This window comes from Pseudomonas sp. PDM31 (assembly GCF_019218965.1).
In the GTDB taxonomy this organism is placed as follows: domain Bacteria; phylum Pseudomonadota; class Gammaproteobacteria; order Pseudomonadales; family Pseudomonadaceae; genus Aquipseudomonas.
In genome coordinates, this window is record NZ_JAHUWS010000018.1 from 65,569 (window position 1) to 85,100 (window position 19,532).

Consider the following 19,532-nt stretch of genomic DNA (forward strand, 5'->3'; position numbering starts at 1 on the left):
CCCATGAATCGATACGTGATTGGCGCAATAGCCCTGGCCCTGAGCGCAGCCCTTAGCCCACCGGCCGTGGCGGATACCTCTTTTCCTCTGCAGCCTTCTTTGCAGGTAGCGCAAAACCTGCCGGGCAGTACCCGCAACAATCCGTACAACAGCCCGATCCGCCGGGTCAATCCCAACAGCATGCAGGGTACTCAACCCGGTGCCCCGGCAATCCGTGGCCCCAACACGGTACCGGTGCCACGCCCGCCGACACTGGATAACGGTGGTATCGGCAATCGTTATCCGCAGCAGACAGCCCCGGCGAGCCCGCCGGTATTCATCCCCAATCCACCCTCTCGGGATGCCGGCACCGGCAACCGTTGAACGGCAGGCTGCGGCCCGCCGGCCATTCTGACGAAAAAAGGAATTGTGCATGTTGCGTAAAACCCTTCTCGCCACCCTCTGTGCCAGCGCATTGATCAGCACCACGACGACGGCATCTGCGGCGCCGATGCAGGAAATGAAAAGCGAACAGGGCACTGTTGAGGTCACTGCGATCGTGACCGGACTGGAGCATCCCTGGGCCTTGGCGTTCTTGCCCGATCGTACAGGCATCCTGGTGACGGAGCGGCCCGGCAACCTGCGCCTGGTGACGGCCGACGGCAAGCTGTCGGCACCGCTCAGCGGAGTGCCCAAGGTCTGGGCCAAGGGGCAGGGCGGCTTGCTCGATGTAGCGCTGTCACCTGACTTCAAGCAGGACCGGATGGTTTATCTGTCCTACGCCGAGGGCGGTGGCCAGGGCGACAAGGCCGGCACCGCGGTCGGGCGCGGGCGGCTGTCGGAGGACCTGACAGCCATCAAGGATTTCCATGTGATCCTGCGCCAGGAACCCAAACTATCGGTAGGCAACCATTTTGGCTCGCGACTGGTGTTCGATCGTGACGGCTATCTGTTTGTCACCCTTGGGGAGAACAACGACCGCCCGACCGCCCAGGACCTCGACAAGCTGCAAGGCAAAGTGGTGCGCATCTATCCGGACGGCAAGGTGCCCAAAGACAATCCCTTTGTCGGTCAGGCCAGTGTGCGCCCGGAAATCTGGTCTTACGGCCAGCGCAACCCGCAAGGTGCTGCGCTCAATCCGTGGACTGGCACGCTCTGGGAAAATGAACACGGCCCCCGGGGCGGCGACGAGATCAACGTCATTGAGCGAGGCAAGAATTACGGCTGGCCGCTGGCGACCCATGGCATCAACTATTCCGGTCAGCCGATTCCGGAAGCCACGGGCGAAATCGCCGAAGGCACGGTTGCACCGCATCATGTGTGGGAAAAATCCCCGGGATTGAGCGGCATGGCGTTTTACGATGCCGATCGTTTCAAGGCTTGGCAGCACAACGTGTTTATCGGCGCGCTGGTGAGTCAGGAGTTGATCCGTTTGCAGTTCGAGGGTGACAAGGTGGTGCATGAAGAGCGCTTGCTCGGAGAGCTGAACAAGCGCATTCGCGACGTGCGACAGGGGCCGGACGGGTATTTGTACGTGTTGACCGATGAGGCTGACGGAGGGCTGTACAAGGTTGGCTTGAAGTAGCCCTCACTTAACTGCGGCTCAGGTCAGGTTATTCCTGAACGGCTTTTTCGACCTTGCTCGATGCCGACCAGATTCGGTAGTGCACTTCGACGTCCTTGGGGACGTACACAACGATTGGCAGTTTGCTGTTGTAGCGCAGCATGAAGCCGTCGCCGACCACCGGGACGAACTCCTGTTTGCGCTTGCCGTCGGGGCAGGCCATCAGCGTACTCATGGGGCCGATGACTGTTTCCAGACGATAAAACGGGTAGCCCCAGCCTTCGAGGTTTTTCTCCTCGAGCATGCCGCCCAGGCGTTGCTGGTTGCAGTCCACGGTCAGGGTCTTGCCGGCGAGGATTTCCACCTGAAAGTCGCCTTCCCGGCTTTGCGGGGTAAGGTGAATGACCTGGCGGGTAAAGCCGGTTTCAGCTTTCGGAAAGGGGGCCACTTCTTCAAGTTTACCGGCTTGCGCCAGGCTGCAAAAGGCGGCTGCGATCAAGCCGAAGGTTGTATTGAGTTTCAATGGGCGCATGATGCCTCCTGGCGTAAAATGGTTTGGAGCATTCTTGCTGCCATAGGCGGCGAATGCAAATCCGTCTCCGGCAGCGGGTAAATTGCTGGGTTAAAAAAGTGAGTTATTGCAATTTGCATGAGGCCATAACTGGATGAACGGCCTAAGTTCCTGATTTGCGGATGAACTGCTCATTGCAGAGTCAGGCATGTTTTGTGCTGTAGCTGTTGAAAGCTGGCCGCGATTACCTATGAGCCAGCATTGATAGGCTGTCTCAAAATGGAGGGTCGCCATGTTTCTTTCTGCCTTGGAACTTCGCAACATCATTGAAAGCAGTTTTCTGCCTAAACGCTGCCAATGCACGCTGTCACCCGAGTTATCAATGACGGTGAAAGTCTATGCCGACAGTCAAACCGATAACCTTGATCTATTCGTGACCGGTATTGATGCCTCGGGGCTCAATGGTTGTCGGGAAATCAATGAGCTGGTTACTCAACTGCGCACGCGGCAGCATCAGCCGCATCCAATGGATTTCCAGCCCCAGCCGAGAATGAGCAAGGCTCTTTAGCCTGCGTTTTCGAATGCCCCCGACAAGCGCCAGGTCTGGACAAAAGCCAGGCCCGGCGCCAATGGGACTTTACCGTCAGCCTTGGTTCTCGCAGGCGTCGGAAAGTTTACGGTAGGAGATTTGCGCCGGTTTTCCGGTTTCGTCGATGTACTTCATCTCAGCCTGCACCACTTTGCACTCCAGGGTGTCGGGTTCGGTCAGCGATATCACCTTGCTAACGTGCAACGGCATGCCGTAGTGATAGGGCACCGCTTGTGAAGTTGTAGTCTCATTGGCCTGGGACAGGCCGGAAAATGCGGCACAAGCGAAGGCTGTGCCAACCAGCAATGTGCAAGTATTCATGAACGATCTCCGATGCGGACGGAAAGTCTGCTCGACGTGACAACCGTCGAGCCTGCCGCACCAGGCGTCAGAATTTTCTGAGGGCGTGCGGTCCAGTAAAGTATGGACCGCAGGGTTAAGCGAAGGTTAACCCGGCAAAATGCCACCTGTCGCCTTGATGATTGATCTGTTCACCCCAGTTGGTGGCGGTACGGTAAGTCCGGCCCGGTCTTGCTGCACGTCAATGCCGCCGCCTGCATCGCAAACGCGAGCATTTCATTGATCTGCTCGCGGCCCAGTTGCGCCACGCCTTGCACACAATCGAGTTGTCGCTCGGTCAGCCAAGCGATCAACGCTGCCTGGAAGGTGTCGCCGGCACCAACGGTGTCAGCGATTTTCACCTCGCGGGCGGGCAACGACCACGAGCCGTGCGCCCGACTGAAAACCGTTGCTCCGTTACCGCCACGGGTCAGGAACACTAACTGGCAGCGGTGCTGCAACCAGTCGTCGATCACCTGTGCCGGCTCTTGTCCGGGATACAGCAGGTGCAAGTCCTCGTCGCTGACTTTGATCAGGTCCGCCAGTTCCACCAGCGTTGCGATCCGCGAACGCCACAGCTGGATATCGGGTTCGGGATTGAGCCGCACGTTCGGGTCGAGACTGATCAGGCGCTGGCCGCATTCGCGACGCACCAGCGCCAGCAGGGTGTCGGCAATTGGCTGAACCACCAGCGAATACGAGCCGACGTGCAGGCCGCGCACCTGCGATCCCAGTTCTGGCAAGTGATGCGCTTGCAGTTGGCGATCAGCGCAACCTTCACCACGGAAACTGTACTGCGGCGAACCGTTGGCCCCTACCGCGACCATTGCCAGGGTGGTCGGTGCGGCAAAGTCATGAAGGAAGTCCTGGCACACCCCTTCATCCTGCAACACCTGTAGCAGGCGCCGACCCAGGTAGTCGGTGGATAACCCGGCCAATAGCGCCGCTTCCACGCCCAGGCGGCGCAAACCTACCGCAACGTTGAACGGCGAGCCGCCGGCAATGGCCTGGAAGTTCGCTTTTGAAGCGGCACCGTTCCCGTCGTTCTCACTGAAGAAATCGAACAGCGCTTCACCACACACCAGATACATAGTTGTTCACTCTTCAAAGGGTCACTGTGGAATCCGGTTTTTCGCTTCGATCCATTGCGCCATGTACTGAGTACTTTTGTGCTGATGATGGCGCAGCATGCCGCCGGTGAAGTTATCTCTTCTGATCTGGTGCAGGCGAGCCTGGCAATCGAGCAGCTTTTCAGTCAAGACCGGTCCGTGAACGACCTGTTGGTAACGGCTGGCCAGCAAGGCATGCGCCTGGGTCTGGGCGTTCAGCCAAAGGGCCTTGTCGTTGTGCAGCCGTACGGCGCTGTCGGCGAACTCTCGAGCCGTGCGGGTCACGGCGCCGGGCCAGGGTTGTTCATCGTGCATGGCTTCGGCACCTACGGGAGTGGTGACGTTAGGCGTCCCACAGAGCATTGCATCGACGATTTTGCCTTTGATGCCCGCGCCGAAACGCAAGGGCGCCATGCATACCCGCGCTGCCGACATGACCTGCAGGGCGTCTTCGGCCCAGTTCATTACATGAAAGCCTTGGGCCGGGTTATGCAGGGCGGTAGCCTTGGGCGGGGTGTAGGCGCCGTAGATATGTAGCTGCGCGCCAGGCATCTGGGCGCGAATCATCGGCCAGATCGCGGTTTTCAGCCAAAGCACGGCATCCCAGTTTGGCGCATGGCGAAAGTTACCGATGTGCAGGAAGTGCGCGCGGTCTTCGAATGGGACGGGCGGGGTCGACGGTAGATCGACCATCAACGGACACCAATGCAGCAAGCTGCGCGGCACCTGGAACTGCGAGACCAGCAACTCGATTTCCACGGGGGAAATCATCAGGCTCAGGTCGCACCGATAGATGGCGGCGATTTCGCGTTTGGCCACGTCGGTATTGGCCATGAGCTCGAACTCTTCGCGCAAGGCCGGCGCGAACAGTTCGCTGAAATCATCGTTATCGTCACAGGCTTTCATACGCTCCTTGAGGCGTTGATGCCGGGCGTCGCGCAAACTCTGCAGATCTGACGTCTCAAGCACCCGCATGGCATCGGGGCAGTGTTTTTCAACGCGCCAGCCGAATTGCTCTTCCATCATGAAGCGATCGAACAGCACCACATCCGGGGCAAGCTCACGAATGAACTCATCAAAACTGCTGTTGTTCAGCTCGATCGGCACCTCGCCAATACCCAGCGCCGTCAGGTCAGCCCGGTGTTCCCCGGAACTGGCGGGGCTACTGAAGGTGATGTCCCAGCCACGCTGCAGGAAGGCTTCGAGTATCTGCATCATGTGCCCGCCGGCCGCGGAAGAGCGGGGCTCGGGCCAGACGTAACCAATGACCAGGACTTTGGTTGCGCGGGGCTGACTCATGAACGGAAATTTCCTTGAAACGGGCGGGAAGCGAGGGAGTGTCGAGGGTGGCAATTAAACCATAGTCGCTCCCTTGGTGGCGCCACGGATCAGCAGCCTGGCTGCAATGGGCTGCGGTCCGCGAGCCGATAGTGAAACTGAAGTCGCTCGTGCGTGCCTGTTACGGCATTGCTTCAACCCAGGATGCCTTTGACCTTGTCACGCAACTGGTCTATCGAGAACGGCTTGCCGATCACGTGCATGCCTGCGGGCACTTCAATGCTTTCGGCGTATCCGCTCGCAAAGAGGATGGGGAGCAGAGGGCGTAACGTCCTGGCCCGAGTGGCCAATTCGCGACCATCCATACCCGGTAAGCCGACATCGGTCATCATCAGGTCGATGTGCAACTGGCGATCGTCGAGAAAGGCCAGAGCCTGTTCGCTGCCATCAGCCTCGATCACTTTGTACTCCAGCTCTTCGAGTACATCGACGATCAGCATGCGCACGATGGCATCGTCTTCGACGACAAGAATGATGGAGGCGCTGACGGCGGACATAATGTATTTCCCGAAGATAATTGGCAGTAACCGGTCGAGCGAAATCACCGGTCTCATGCATCAGTAAGCGGCGGCTCCCGACAAGTTCCCGGCGGTATGGAAAAAGAACAGGTGCCCACCTGCGCCAAGAATAACCCGTGCCCGTGAGCGTGCGCAGCGGAATGTAGGAAGATAGGAACAAAGATGTCAGAAAATTGGATCCCAGTGGCATTTTTGCGGCAAACTCCTAGCATTCCGACAGCATCACAAGGCCTGCCCCATGACCTCCGCGTCCTCGGTTGATGAGCAACGATTTCGTAAACTACTTAGCCGCAACGTCAGCCTGCCGTTGGGGCTGGGTGTCATCAGCGCGGTGTTTTTCGTTTCGCTGATCACCTATTTGTTATCGACGATCCAGTGGGTGGAGCACACCGACCGGGTGATCAATAACGCCAACGAAGCGGTCAAGCTGACGGTTGACCTGGAAACCGGGATGCGCGGCTATCTGCTCAGTGGAGACGAGCATTTCCTCGACCCTTACGAAACCGCCAAACCGCGGATCGCTGTCGCCGTGGACACCTTGCTTGAACTGACCGCCGACAACCCGGTGCAGACCGACCGCCTGCGCCGGTTGCAGGCGTTGCATGCGGAATGGACGGCTTACGCGCAATCGATGATCGACTTGCAGCGTACCAGCGGCGATTACCGAAGCGCGGTCAGGGCCGGGCGGGGCAAACGCCTGACTGATGAAATTCGCAAGCAATATGATGAAGTGATCAGTACCGAACAACAGCTGCGTACCACGCGCAACGAAGAGGTCCGCCGCACCACGATCTGGAGCATCAGCCTTTATATCTTGTTCATTGCCGCTGTCAGCGCAGTGTTGTCCTACATCGGCCGGCGTGATCTGCTGGGCCTGTCGCAAAGCTACAGCGTCAATCTCGCCGCGCAACAGGCCAGCGCCCATCGCCTGGAACAGCAAGCCTGGTTGCGCAATGGCCAAACGGAACTGGCCGAGCAGGTGCTGGGCCAGTTGAGCCTGAACATGCTGGGACGCAACATTCTGCAGTTTTGCGCGCAGTATCTTGGTTCAGCCGTGGCGGCCATTTATGTCCGCGAGGAGCAAGGCAGCCTCAAACGCATCGCTTCCTATGGCTTTTCTCGGGAGCAGGAAGCATTGGACCAGCAGATTGACGCGGGCGAGGGCATTATCGGCCAGGTGGCCAGTCAGGCTCGCCTGATTCGTCTCGACGAGGTGCCGCAGGACTATTTCAAAGTCAGCTCCGGCCTTGGTGAAGGTTTGCCGCGCAGTGTGCTGGTGGTGCCAACCAGCGACGACGACCGGGTCAATGGTGTCATCGAATTGGGCTTCCTGCGTCCGCTTAACGACCGTGACGTTGAACTGCTGGAGCTGATTGCCGGCAACATTGGCACCTCGGTTGAAGCTGCTCGCTATCGCCAGCGCTTGCAGGAGGTACTGGCGCAGTCCCAGCAACTCAACGAAGAACTGCAAGTGCAGCAGGAGGAGCTCAAGACTGCCAACGAAGAACTTGAAGAACAGTCGCGAATTCTCAAGGAGTCCCAGGCGCACCTGGAAACCCAGCAGGTCGAGCTTGAACAAACCAATGAGCAACTTGCCGAGCAGGCGCAGATCCTTGCCGACCAGCGCGATGCCATGGACCGCAAGAACACCGAGCTCAATCAGGTGCAAAGCCAGCTTGAAGACCGCGCCCAGGAGTTGCAGCGTTCCAGCAAGTACAAGTCGGAATTCCTCGCCAACATGTCCCATGAGCTGCGCACACCGCTCAACAGTTCGTTGATCCTGGCCAAGCTGCTCGCGGAAAACCCTCAGGAAAATCTTAGCGCCGAGCAGGTCAAGTTCGCCGAATCGATCTATTCGGCCGGCAACGATTTGCTGAATTTGATCAACGATATCCTCGACATTTCCAAGGTCGAGGCCGGCAAGCTGGAAATCCGTCCGGAGAACGCCAACGTCGAGCGTCTGGTCGACGGTTTGCGCGGCATGTTCCAGCCGTTGGCGACAGACAAGCAGCTAGACTTTCGCGTGGAACTGCAGGCCGGTGCCCCGTTGATGATGTTCACCGATCGGCAGCGCCTGGAGCAGGTGCTCAAGAACCTGTTGTCCAACGCGGTGAAATTCACTGAAAACGGCAGTGTCAGCCTGACTGTTGCCGCAACGCCAAATGACGGCATTGCATTCATTGTCCGCGATTCCGGGATTGGCATTGCAGCGGATCAGCAGGAAAGCATTTTCGAAGCCTTCCGCCAGGCCGACGGCACCACCAATCGCCGCTACGGTGGCACCGGGCTGGGGCTGTCGATTTCCCGGGACCTGGCCGCGCTGCTCGGCGGTTCCATCAGCGTTTCCAGCACTGCGGGGCAGGGCAGTGTATTCACGCTGGTGCTGCCGCAACATTACATTGAGCCTGGGGAGGAAACCCCCGAACCCATGAGAATGGCAGCGGTACCGATGAAGCCGGACGTTGCGGCACCGATCCTTGCGCCGCAGATTGCCGACGTCGCCATTGCGCGTTTCGACGACGATCGCCATCGGGGCCCTTTCACCAGCCGTTGCATCCTGGTGGTCGAGGACGAACCGAACTTTGCCAATATTCTTTACGACCTCGCCCATGAGCTGGGTTATCAGTGCCTGGTGGCCCATGGCGCCGATGAAGGCTATGACCTGGCCACAGCGTTCATTCCCGACGCCATTCTGCTGGACATGCGCCTGCCGGATCATTCCGGCCTGACGGTGCTGCAACGTCTGAAGGAGCATGCGCAAACCCGGCATATTCCGGTGCATGTGATTTCCGTCGAAGACCGGGTGGAAGCGGCCATGCATCTGGGCGCCGTCGGCTACGCCGTGAAGCCGACTACCCGTGAAGAACTCAAGGATGTGTTCGCCCGCCTGGAAGCGAAGCTGACCCAGAAGGTCAAACGCGTGCTGCTGGTCGAAGATGACGATCTGCAACGTGACAGCATTGCCCGGCTGATCGGAGACGACGATATCGAAATCACCGCCGTGGGCCTGGCCCAGGAGGCGCTGGACCAGCTGCGCTGCTCGGTCTTCGATTGCATGATCATCGACCTCAAATTGCCGGACATGCTCGGTAACGACCTGCTCAAGCGCATGTCTACCGAGGACATCTGCTCGTTTCCGCCGGTGATTGTTTATACCGGTCGCAACCTGACCCGGGACGAAGAGGCGGAACTGCGCAAGTATTCGCGCTCGATCATCATCAAGGGCGCACGCTCGCCCGAGCGTTTGCTCGATGAGGTGACACTTTTTCTGCACAAAGTCGAATCGCGGCTGTCTCAGGAACGGCAGAAGATGCTCAAGGTGGCGCGCAGTCGAGACAAAGTCTTCGAGGGGCGCAAGGTGCTGCTGGTGGATGACGATGTCCGCAACATCTTTGCCCTCACCAGTGCGCTGGAGCAAAAGGGCGCCGTTGTGGTCATCGGCCGCAATGGCCAGGAAGCGATCGATAAATTGAATGAAGTCGACGACGTCGATCTGGTGTTGATGGACGTGATGATGCCGCAGATGGATGGCTTTGAAGCCACCATCGAGATCCGCAAGGACCCGCGCTGGCGCAAGCTGCCGATCATCGCGGTCACGGCCAAGGCCATGAAGGACGATCAGGAGCGCTGCCTGCAGGCGGGCGCCAACGATTACCTGGCCAAGCCCATCGACCTCGATCGCCTGTTTTCACTGATCAGAGTGTGGTTACCGAAGATGGAACGTTTCTAGTGGAGCGAAATAGCGAAATCGAATTGCGCTTGTTGATCGAGGCGATCTACCTCAAATACAGCTATGACTTTCGCGATTACTCCGGCGCGTCGATCAAGCGTCGGGTCAATCATGCGTTGAGCCAGTTCGAATGCAATACCATTTCGGCGCTGCAGGACAAGGTCCTGCACGATCCTGCGGCGTTCATGCAACTGCTGCAATTGCTGACGATACCGGTCAGTGAAATGTTCCGTGACCCTTCGCACTTCCTGGCCATTCGCAAGGAAGTGGTGCCTTTGCTCCGGACCTGGCCCTCGATCAAAATCTGGATTGCCGGGTGCAGCACGGGCGAAGAGGTGTATTCGATGGCGATTCTGCTGCGCGAGGAGGGTTTGCTCGATCGCACCATTATCTATGCCACCGACATCAACCCGCACTCACTGGAAAAAGCCAAGCAAGGGATTTTCTCGCTGGAGAATGTCCGTGCCTACACTGCCAATTACCAGCAGGCAGGTGGCCAGTGTTCGTTTGCCGACTACTATACGGCGGCGTACGACTACGCCATTTTCGACAAGACCCTGCGCGAGAACGTGACCTTCGCCGATCACAGCCTGGCGACGGACAGCGTATTTTCAGAAACTCAATTAATATCGTGCCGTAACGTATTGATTTATTTTAATAAAAAGCTTCAGGATCGAGCATTTGGATTGTTTCATGAATCCCTTTGCCATCGAGGATTCCTGGTGTTGGGCAGCAAGGAAACCCCGGATTTTTCGGCCTTTGGCGATCACTTCCAGGCTATGGTCAAACAGGAACGGATCTACCGTAAATCATGAACAGCGCAACGGGCCAGCCCGCCATCGAAGCAATAGTGATCGGTGCCTCTGCCGGAGGCGTCGAAGCATTGCTGCATATACTCGAACCGCTGCCGGCGGGCTTCGCCTTGCCGATCATCGTCGTGCTGCACCTGCCGGACCAGCGCCATAGCCAGTTGGCCGAGGTGTTCTCGCGCAGGGTCGCGCTGCCGGTCGTGGAGGCGGGGGACAAGACGCTGGTGGAAGCCGGCACCCTGTATTTCGCCACGCCCGGTTATCACTTGTCGGTAGAGCAGGACCGCAGCTTTTCCCTGAGCCTGGAGCCCCGGGTGCACCATTCGCGTCCGGCGATCGATTACCTGTTCGAATCGGCCTCCGATGCATACGGAGCCAATCTGCTGGCGGTGTTGCTGACCGGCGCCAACCGTGACGGCGCGCTGGGCCTGGCTCAGGTTAAACAGCGCGGCGGCCTGACCGTTGTGCAGGACCCCCTTGAGGCCCAGGTGGCCACCATGCCTCAGGCTGCGCTGGATTTGCACCAGCCAGACCATATTCTCACCACACGCGGCATCGGCCGTCTGCTTGTCGAGCTGGAACGAATCGCATGCTAAGTACTATCCAGGCCAAACTGCTGATCGTCGACGATCTGCCGGAGAATCTGCTGGCGCTTGAAGCGCTGATCAAGCGGGAGGACCGTACGGTGTACAAGGCATTGTCCGCTGACGAGGCCTTGTCGCTGTTGCTGCAACACGAATTTGCCATGGCCATTCTCGACGTGCAGATGCCTGGCATGAATGGCTTTGAACTGGCCGAACTGATGCGCGGCACGGAAAAGACCAGGAACATTCCGATCGTGTTCGTCAGTGCCGCCGGCCGTGAACTGAACTACGCATTCAAGGGCTACGAAAGCGGCGCCGTGGATTTCCTGCACAAGCCGCTGGATATCCATGCGGTCAAGAGCAAGGTCAATGTCTTCGTCGACCTGTACCGCCAGAGCAAGGCGATGAAAGAGCAGGTGCTGGCCCTGCAGGAGAGTCGCCGCGAGCAGGAGGCGTTGCTCAATCGCTTGCAAAACACCCAGCTGGAACTGGAGCAGGCGGTGCGCATGCGCGATGACTTCATGTCCATCGTCGCCCACGAAGTGCGTACGCCGCTCAACGGTCTGATTCTTGAAACCCAGTTGCGCAAGATGCATCTGGCGCGGGACAACGCCGCCGCGTTCACCCTGGACAAAATGCAGGCCATGGTCGAGCGCGACGAACGGCAGATCAAAAGCCTGATTCGCCTGATCGAAGACATGCTCGATGTGTCGCGGATTCGTACCGGTAAACTGTCAATCCAGGCCAGCAGTTTTGATCTGGCGGAATTGGTACGTGGCTTGCTGGAGAGTTTCGCCCCTCAGGTCGAGGCCGCCGAGTCCTCGGTGACACTGGATGCCGGACAACCGGTCATCGGCAGTTGGGATGAGTTTCGCATCGAACAGGTCATTTCCAACTTGCTGACCAACGCCCTGCGTTATGGCGCCAAGAGTCCGGTCAGCGTGAAGGTGTACAGTGACGGGCCGCAGGCAATAGTGGAAGTGCGTGATCAAGGGATTGGCATCAGTGAGGAGAACCAGCAGCGGATTTTTCAGCAGTTCGAGCGGGTATCGGCCAATCATGCCGTTGCCGGCCTCGGCCTGGGATTGTTCATTTCGGAGCAGATTGTCACCGCCCATGGCGGTACCATTACCGTCGAGAGCCGGATTGGCGAAGGCGCCCTGTTTCGCGTTTGTCTGCCGCTGTAGGAAAACAGCCGGATAAACGCAACCTCTGATCGGCCCTATGGTCGTATCAGCAGCAATTGACCGAACAAAGGCTTCCCATGAGTGAAGATGCGCAAGATGTTGTACTGGTCGTCGAAGACGATCCCTCCATACTGATGGTGCTGGTCGCTTATCTGTCGGGGGAGGGTTACCGGGTGCTGCAAGCCGAAAACGGTGAGCAGGCCTTCGAAATCCTCGCCAGCAAACCGCACCTGGACATGATGATCACTGACTTCCGCCTGCCCGGTGGTATCTCCGGCGTGCAGATCGCCGAGCCGGCAGTGAAGCTGCGACCGGAGCTCAAGGTGATCTTCATCAGCGGCTATGCCCAGGAAATCCGCGAGACGGACAGCCCGATCACGCGCACCGCACCGATTCTGGACAAGCCGTTTGATCTGGACAGGTTGCAGGAGTTGATGCAGGACATGTTGTCGTAAACATGTCTGCCTGAACCGATGGACCCTGTGGGAGCCAGCAGTCTGGCTCCCACAGGTTTTGCGCTTGTTTCAGATTCGGATCATCTCCTGCACCTTCGCCGTCAACAGGTCGAAGGTGAACGGCTTGGTGATCATCTGCATCCCCGGGTCAAGGAAGCCGCCGCGCACGGCGGCATGTTCGGCGTAGCCGGTGATGAACAACACCTTGAGATCAGGGCGCAGCTGCCGACCGATTTCCGCCAGCTGCCGGCCATTCATGCCGGGCAGACCGACGTCACTGATCAACAGATCGATGCGCTGCGGTGAGTCGAGAATCGGCACCGCGCTGTCGGCATCAGCGGCCTCGACAAAGGCATAGCCCAGATCGCTCAGTACCGTACAGACGAGCACGCGCACAGCCGGATCATCCTCGACGATCAGTACCGTCTCGCCGTGATACGCGAACGAATCGTACTGCCGGTCGGCCGGCTGGTCCTGGGGCAGGTCGCCGCCGAAGCGCGGCAGGTAGAGGCTGACGGTGGTGCCTTGGCCAGGTTCACTCTGGATGCTGGCATGACCGCCCGATTGTTTGCTGAAGCCATAGATCATCGAGAGGCCAAGACCAGTGCCCTGGCCAATGGGCTTGGTGGTGAAAAACGGATCAAAGGCTCGGTCGATGATGCTTTGCGACATGCCGCAGCCGGTATCGGTGACACTCAATACCACGTAATCGCCGACACCGAGGTTGCCGTGGGCCCGGGTGAAGTCTTCATCCAGATGCTGATTGCAAGTGCTGACCACCAGTTTCCCGCCGTCGGGCATGGCATCGCGGGCATTGATCACCAGGTTGAGCAGGGCGCTTTCCAGCTGATTGGGGTCGGCTTCGGCAACCCAAAGGTTGTCGCTCAACTGTATGTCCAGGCGAATGCTTTCGTTGATGCTGCGTTGCAGCAGTTCACCCATGGAGACTACCAGGGTGTTCATTTCCACCGGTTTTGAATCCAGTGACTGGCGCCGGGAGAACGCCAGCAGGCGATGGGTCAGGCCCGCCGCGCGGTTGGCCGAGGTCACTCCCAGATCGATCAGGCTGTCCAGATCTTCGGTGCGCCCCCGGGCCAGCCGGCGGCGCAGCAACTCGAGACTGCCGATGATGCCGGTGAGCATGTTGTTGAAGTCATGGGCGATGCCGCCGGTGAGTTGGCCGACCGCTTCCATTTTCTGCGACTGGCGCAGGGCCTCTTCGTTGTGGCGCAACTGGGCGGTGCGTTCCTCTACTTGCTGTTCCAGGGTTTCGAGGGTGTTTTGCAGGCGCTGTTCGCTTTGGCTGAGGTCGATCAGCCGGTCCCTGGCTTCATACTGGCGTCGCCGTCCCCGCAGGGCGGTGGTCACCAGGCTGATCAAGGTGACCGGGTGAAAAGGTCGCTCGAGGAACGTGACATTGCCCAGCTGCGGGCCAATGCGTGACGCGGGATTGTGTTCCGGGCCGCCATGGTGAGTGAGCAATACGATCGGCAGGTCGGACCACGCCGGTTGTTGCTCGAGCAAGCGCAGCAGCGGCTCGGGATCACTGCCCATGAGGGCCTCGGAGGAGATCAGCAGCAGTCCCGCGCCTTGCTCGAGCTCCCCGCACAAGGCGGCCAGATCACGGCTGATGACCCCGTCGAAACCGGCTTCATTGAGCAACATCAAGGCGATCTGGCTGTCGCGTCCCAGTGGCGCGAGGATGATCGCACGCTCGGAAGTCGCTCTCACCACCGTCACCGGTGGTCTTCCTCAAGCAGCGGGCTACTGGCGCCCAGATACGTGGGCACGCCACGCAATACGCCCTGGAATGCATCGAGCGGTTCGCCGATGGTCATGCCTTGGGCACTGATGCGATATTCACGGATGGTCGATTCATGGCTGCCGGTGCGCTTCTTGATGATGGAGATGGCCCGGCGCACCTTGCCCAGGGCCTCGAAATAGCGCAGCAGAATGACCGTGTCGGCCAGATAGGTGATGTCCACCGGAGCCTGCATGTCGCCGACCAGCCCGTGTTGGGCAACGGTCATGAAGGTCGCGGCTCCCTGGCGATTGAGATACAGCAACAGCTCGTGCATGTGCAGCACCAGGGCATTTTCTTCCGGCATCGCCGCCTGGTAGCCGTTGATGCTGTCGATGACCACGGTCTTGATATTGCGTTCATCGACGCAACGTCTGACCCGGTGGGAGAACTCGCCGGGGGACAGTTCGGCGGCATCCACTTGCTCGATCAGTAAGTTACCGCTGTCTTGCAGCACTTGCAGATCGATGCCGATGTTCTTCATGCGCTCGAACAGCAACCCCAGTTCTTCGTCGAAGATGAACAGCGCAGCTTTTTCGCCCCTGGCAACCGCAGAGGCGGCAAAGATCATCGAGATCAGTGATTTTCCGGTACCGGCCGGGCCGAGAATCAGCGTGCTGGAACCGGTCTCGATACCGCCTCCGAGCAGGGCGTCCATTTCCCGTATGCCGCTGGTCAATTGCTGGCGGATGTAGGTACCGCGATGTTCGGCGGCCACCAGGCGCGGGAAAACATGCACGCCGTCGGCCATGATGGTGAAGTCATGAAAGCCGCCACGGTATTTCTGACCCCGGTATTTAACCACCCGTATGCGTCGTCGTTCGGCACCGTAGCTGGGCGTCAATTCTTCAAGGCGAATCACGCCATGGGCGACACTGTGCACGGTTTTGTCCAGTGACTCGGTGGTCAGGTCATCGAGCAACAATACCGTGGCGTTGTAACGCACAAAGTAGTGCTTGATGGCCAGGATCTGACGACGATAACGCAGTGAGCTCTGGGCCAACAGGCGAATCTCGGACAGGCTGTCGAGTATGACGCGGGTCGGCTTGAAGCGTTCCACCACTTCAAAGATCTGTCGGGTCGCTTCACCCAGCTCAAGGTCGGAGGAATACAGCAATGTCTGCTGTTGCTCGGCATTGAGCAGGCTTTCCGGTGGGGTCAGTTCGAAAATATGGATGTTTTCACCCAGTTCCCAGCCGTGGGACAGCGCACCCTGGCGCAGCTCGCGTTCGGTTTCGGAGAGGGTGATATACAGCGAGCGCTCGCCGGCTGCCGCGCCGGCCATCAAGAAGTGCAAGGCCACCGTAGTCTTGCCGGTGCCCGGTTCACCTTCGAGCAGGAACACATGGCCGCGAGACAATCCGCCGGCGAGGATATCGTCCAGGCCTTCGATGCCGGTCGCGGCTTTGAGTTGGTTGAATTCGTTGGATGTAGACAAAAAACGTCCTCTCTTGTCCAAGGGGATGCGGGGCAGGTCAGTGCAAATCGCCGTGGCTGCCTTATCACTTGACCTTTTGTCGCCACGACCGTTCAACGAATTTTTTCGCTCACCTCAGAGCCCTTGCTGCAGGGCCGGGTCATCAGGATTGAGCTGTTCGAGTTGCGCCAGCAGGATCTGCACATTTTGCAGCTGGCCGCTTTCTTTCCAGTAATTGATCAACATGACCCGCGCCTTGCGGTCATTCGGGTGGCGCTGAACGATTTCCTGCAACTGTTTCTGGGCCGCTTCAAGCTCCTGTTCGTCATGCAGGGTAACGGCCAGGTCGTAGCGGTAATCCTTGTTATCAGGCTCCAGCTCGACGGCTTTGGACAGGCCAAGCAGGGCGAATTCACTTTGGTCGTGATGCAGCAACCACATGCCCAGGGCATGTTGCAGATAGGCGGAATTGGGTTGTGCCTGCAGTTGCCTGGCCAACAGCTGCCGGGCGGCGTCGCTCTGGCCCTGCTTGTCGAGTACTTCGATCTGCATGACCAGCGCCGGCAGATTGCCCGGTGCCAGGCGCAGGGTATTGTCCAGAGCCTGTTGCGCTTCTTTGAGCTCGGCGTTGTGCAAGTGCAGTCGGGCCAGCTGATATTGGTTGTCGGCGCTTTGCGGCTCGCTTTTAAGCACCTGTTCCCAGGCATCTATAGCCTGCTCCAAAGGCCCGAAATACAACCCCAGATCATCCGGTGACAAACCCAGCAGGGCATTGACGGCGGCCAGCCGGACACTTTGCTCGTGGTCATCGAGCAAGGGCCCCAGCAGCAGGCTGCGCTGGCCGGTGGGCACCAGGGCGTTGATGCTTTTGATCGCCGCGATACGCACCTCGGGCGAATCGTTCTGCAAGTCCGCATCGGCCAGTTTCAAGGCCACCGAGCTTGGGTAGTTGGGCAACTCCGCATGCAGCCACACCCGCCGCTTGGGCGACAGGTCAGGGCGGGCCAGTTGCTGATAAAGCACCCGCGCGGCACCCGGCTGACCCGCCCGGGCTGCCGCCAGCGCTTCGCTGTAGCCGTGCTTGATCGCATCGGGAACCACCGGTGTGGTGCTGCGCAGGGACAACCACGCAAGGCCGATGACAAAAAGGGCGCAGAGGCTGATGAGCAGGTAGCGACGGGACTTGGGCATGCAGGAATCCGGAACTGGCAAGCTTTTGCAGAGGCGCCAGCTTCGGTCAGGTCAGGCTGTGAGTCAAACGTTGACGTCGTAGAACACCCGTGTAACCCACCATCAGGGCGCTTCGCCCCGAAAGCTGTCGAGAGCCCGAAGCAGTGACTACGCTTGCTTAAGATCACTCGACAGGTAACTTCATGCAAGCACTGCTGCAGTACTTCAAGGCGATGCTCTTCCCCGACCGCGGGGTACTGCTGTTTGCCTTGAGAACCATCGCCGCGGGGTTGTTGACCTTGTACCTGGCGTTTGTGTTTGACCTCGACCAACCCAAGTGGTCGATCATGGCCGTGGTGATTATCAGCCAGCCGCTGGGCGGCATGGTGCTGGCACGCAGTTTTGGCCAGGTCATCGGTACCACCCTGGGCGCGGTGGTGGCGGTGGCGATCATGGCGATTTTTCCCCAGGCGCCGTTGCCTTTCATCACCACCCTGGCCCTGTGGCTGGCACTGTGCACCGCCGGTGGCACGCTTTTGCGCTACACCAGTTCCCAGGCGTTCGTGCTCAGTGGCTACACCGCCGTGGTCATCGCGCTACTGGCGATACCCGATCAGGACGCCACGTTTTTGCTGGCGGTGACCCGTGTGACCGAGACCTTGTTGGCCGTGGCCTGTGTGTGCGTGGTCAGCCTGCTGACGGCGCGGCCGGAAGCGGTGGCCCGGGACTACTTCGCCAAAATCGATCAGATCACCAGGTTGCTGGCGACCCATGCCAGTGCCGTGATCCGTACTGAAGAAAGCGAGGAGGATTTTCAACGCCGGCAAATGCAGTTGCTGGGCCAGATCAGTGCGCTGGAGGGCGTGCGTCGGCACCTGTACTTTGATGCGCCGCGCCTGCGCAGCGCCAACGCTCTGGTGCAATTGTTGGGTAATCAGTTGGTGCTGCTGACGGCGAGACTCACCGCCCTGCGTCACCAGCGACTGCTGCTGACGGAGCGCTGGGAAGGGGAATTGCCCGAAGAAATCCAGCGTCTGCGCGCCGAAGAACTGGCCTTTCTCGATCAGTTGGCACTGCACGGACGTTCGCTGCCCGGCGACAAGCGTCACCATTTCACCTCGCTGCAACAGCGTTTCGATGAGCTGGCCTACAAGGCTGAACAATTGACCGAGACCATGCCGGCCACCCTGCGCTCGCTGGCCTGGTCACTGCGCTGGGAGCAGGCGCGCCTGTTGCAGCAGCTTGAACAGATACTGGAACTCAGTGACGCGATCCAGAGCGGGCGGCCAGCCAGCAGTATGTTTGCAGGCCAGGAAAACCCGCTGCACCTGGACTTTACCCTGGCCACCATGAATGCCATCCGCGCATTCACCGCCTTGTTGGTGGCCGGGCTGATCTGGATCGAAACCGGCTGGGACGGCGCGCGGGGCGGCATGGTCCTGGTGGGGATTCTGTGCTCGCTGATGTCGACTTTTCCACGGCCGCTGCTGGCGGTTCAAAGTTATGCCAGGGGGTTCGGGCTGGCGCTGGTGGCGTCGGCGCTGTTGCAGTTCCTGTTCGTGCCAATGATCAGTAACTTCGAGATGCTCGCCTTGCTGCTGATGCCGCTGCTCTACGCCGTCGCGGTGGGTCTGGCCAACCCGGCAACCACAGGCACCGGGATCGGTCTGGGCCTGACCACTTTTCTAATGCTCGGTCCGGTGAACGCAGGGGTAGGACAGAACAGCGCTGTCCAGTGGTTCGAATTCGCCGGGGCCTATACTTGCGCTACCGTGCTGGCGTTGAGCGTCTATGCACTGATCTTCCCGTTCAGGCCCGTGTTGCGGATACGCCGGCTGTACAAGGAGAACTGCGAGCAGGTTTACGCCTTGTTGAAAGTACCGCCCACCGACCAGCAGCAGTTTGCCTTCGAGAGTCGCATGGTTGATCGCCTGACCATGATGTTGGGTTTGTTGCCGGCCACTCAGGATTCGCAGTCCCGGGATTTGTTTCAGGTGAGCCTTGGGTGCATGGCCCTGGGCATTGCCTTGAATCAGCTGCGGCAACAGGGACAGAACAACGATCTGTTGAGTGCGCAAGTCAAAACCCGCCTGTTCGCAACGGTCCGCGAGACCGGGAGGCTGGTCGCCGGCCGACCGGGCGTCGAGCCGGGCCAGGTGCTGGAAAATCTGCGCACGTTGGGCGACGAGCTCGATGGTCTGCATGCCAGCGTTCACGAACATCTATGGTCAGTATTTCGCATGCGCGTCGCGTTGTTGATCGTGGTGTCGTTCGTGGAGCGCTATCGTGGCTTCTTTGAGCCCGGTGTCCCGTCCTGAATAAGGTTTACACCTTCTGACCTATTTTCAGGAGGGAGCAATGGATTCGGGGAAAAGGCGCAGTCAGCGCGATTACACGCTGGCTTTTAAATTGTCGGTGGTCGATCAGGTCGA

At 59.2% G+C, this 19,532-nt stretch carries 17 protein-coding genes; 9 read left to right on the forward strand and 8 right to left on the reverse strand.

Annotated elements, in window-relative coordinates; translation table 11 throughout:
* Window positions 1–3 precede the first annotated feature (3 nt).
* Window positions 4–363, forward strand: coding sequence for a hypothetical protein (locus KW839_RS26315; RefSeq protein WP_218425915.1), 360 nt, complete (start codon window positions 4–6; stop codon window positions 361–363).
* A 49-nt stretch (window positions 364–412) separates the two neighbouring features.
* Window positions 413–1,564: a PQQ-dependent sugar dehydrogenase gene (locus KW839_RS26320; RefSeq protein WP_218425916.1), complete on the forward strand. Its 1,152-nt coding sequence runs from the start codon at window positions 413–415 to the stop codon at window positions 1,562–1,564.
* A gap of 28 nt (window positions 1,565–1,592) precedes the next feature.
* Here KW839_RS26320 and eco read toward each other — a convergent pair whose 3' ends face one another.
* Entirely contained in the window at window positions 1,593–2,075 is a 483-nt protein-coding gene (gene eco / locus KW839_RS26325) for a serine protease inhibitor ecotin (RefSeq protein ID WP_060542017.1), read from the reverse strand.
* 271 nt (window positions 2,076–2,346) lie between these two features.
* Between eco and KW839_RS26330 the strand changes: the two genes are divergently transcribed.
* Complete coding sequence (locus KW839_RS26330) at window positions 2,347–2,622, forward strand: DUF1652 domain-containing protein (RefSeq protein WP_218425917.1); 276 nt, start codon at window positions 2,347–2,349, stop codon at window positions 2,620–2,622.
* 75 nt (window positions 2,623–2,697) lie between these two features.
* Here the strand turns inward: KW839_RS26330 and KW839_RS26335 are convergent, their stop codons facing one another.
* The 4 genes from KW839_RS26335 to KW839_RS26350 form a co-directional block, all read right to left on the reverse strand.
* A complete protein-coding gene (locus KW839_RS26335) occupies window positions 2,698–2,964 on the reverse strand; it encodes a DUF2790 domain-containing protein (RefSeq protein WP_218425918.1) in 267 nt (88 codons plus the stop codon).
* A 170-nt stretch (window positions 2,965–3,134) separates the two neighbouring features.
* Window positions 3,135–4,073 (reverse strand): carbohydrate kinase, encoded by a 939-nt coding sequence (locus tag KW839_RS26340; protein ID WP_060542020.1) that lies wholly within the window; start codon window positions 4,071–4,073, stop codon window positions 3,135–3,137.
* Window positions 4,074–4,094: 21 nt separating this feature from the next.
* Window positions 4,095–5,390 (reverse strand): glycosyltransferase, encoded by a 1,296-nt coding sequence (locus tag KW839_RS26345; protein WP_218425919.1) that lies wholly within the window; start codon window positions 5,388–5,390, stop codon window positions 4,095–4,097.
* Window positions 5,391–5,563: 173 nt separating this feature from the next.
* Window positions 5,564–5,926: a response regulator gene (locus KW839_RS26350; protein ID WP_218425920.1), complete on the reverse strand. Its 363-nt coding sequence runs from the start codon at window positions 5,924–5,926 to the stop codon at window positions 5,564–5,566.
* A gap of 259 nt (window positions 5,927–6,185) precedes the next feature.
* Here KW839_RS26350 and KW839_RS26355 point away from each other — a divergent pair, with 259 nt between their 5' ends.
* From KW839_RS26355 to KW839_RS26375, 5 genes are all read left to right on the forward strand, one after another.
* Window positions 6,186–9,677 carry a response regulator gene (locus KW839_RS26355; protein WP_218425921.1) on the forward strand — a complete coding sequence of 1,164 codons (3,492 nt, stop codon included), beginning with the start codon at window positions 6,186–6,188 and terminating at the stop codon, window positions 9,675–9,677.
* The gene (locus KW839_RS26360; protein WP_060542024.1) at window positions 9,677–10,492 is read left to right on the forward strand and encodes a protein-glutamate O-methyltransferase CheR; all 816 of its coding nucleotides are present in this window, start codon (window positions 9,677–9,679) and stop codon (window positions 10,490–10,492) included. Before KW839_RS26355 ends, KW839_RS26360 begins: the two co-directional genes overlap by 1 nt.
* Entirely contained in the window at window positions 10,489–11,082 is a 594-nt protein-coding gene (locus KW839_RS26365; protein ID WP_060542025.1) for a chemotaxis protein CheB, read from the forward strand. Before KW839_RS26360 ends, KW839_RS26365 begins: the two co-directional genes overlap by 4 nt.
* Entirely contained in the window at window positions 11,076–12,257 is a 1,182-nt protein-coding gene (locus KW839_RS26370) for a hybrid sensor histidine kinase/response regulator (protein WP_218425922.1), read from the forward strand. Before KW839_RS26365 ends, KW839_RS26370 begins: the two co-directional genes overlap by 7 nt.
* Window positions 12,258–12,334: 77 nt before the next feature.
* Window positions 12,335–12,712 (forward strand): response regulator, encoded by a 378-nt coding sequence (locus KW839_RS26375; RefSeq protein ID WP_060542027.1) that lies wholly within the window; start codon window positions 12,335–12,337, stop codon window positions 12,710–12,712.
* A 69-nt stretch (window positions 12,713–12,781) separates the two neighbouring features.
* Here KW839_RS26375 and KW839_RS26380 read toward each other — a convergent pair whose 3' ends face one another.
* From KW839_RS26380 to KW839_RS26390, 3 genes are all read right to left on the reverse strand, one after another.
* Complete coding sequence (locus KW839_RS26380) at window positions 12,782–14,452, reverse strand: ATP-binding protein (RefSeq protein WP_218425923.1); 1,671 nt, start codon at window positions 14,450–14,452, stop codon at window positions 12,782–12,784.
* Window positions 14,449–15,951 carry an ATPase domain-containing protein gene (locus KW839_RS26385; protein WP_218425924.1) on the reverse strand — a complete coding sequence of 501 codons (1,503 nt, stop codon included), beginning with the start codon at window positions 15,949–15,951 and terminating at the stop codon, window positions 14,449–14,451. Before KW839_RS26385 ends, KW839_RS26380 begins: the two co-directional genes overlap by 4 nt.
* Window positions 15,952–16,065: 114 nt before the next feature.
* A complete protein-coding gene (locus KW839_RS26390; RefSeq protein WP_060542030.1) occupies window positions 16,066–17,121 on the reverse strand; it encodes a lipopolysaccharide assembly protein LapB in 1,056 nt (351 codons plus the stop codon).
* Window positions 17,122–17,303: 182 nt separating this feature from the next.
* Between KW839_RS26390 and KW839_RS26395 the strand changes: the two genes are divergently transcribed.
* Window positions 17,304–19,418, forward strand: a complete 2,115-nt coding sequence (locus tag KW839_RS26395) for an FUSC family protein (protein ID WP_218425925.1) — start codon at window positions 17,304–17,306, stop codon at window positions 19,416–19,418.
* The last annotated feature ends 114 nt before the right edge of the window (window positions 19,419–19,532 follow it).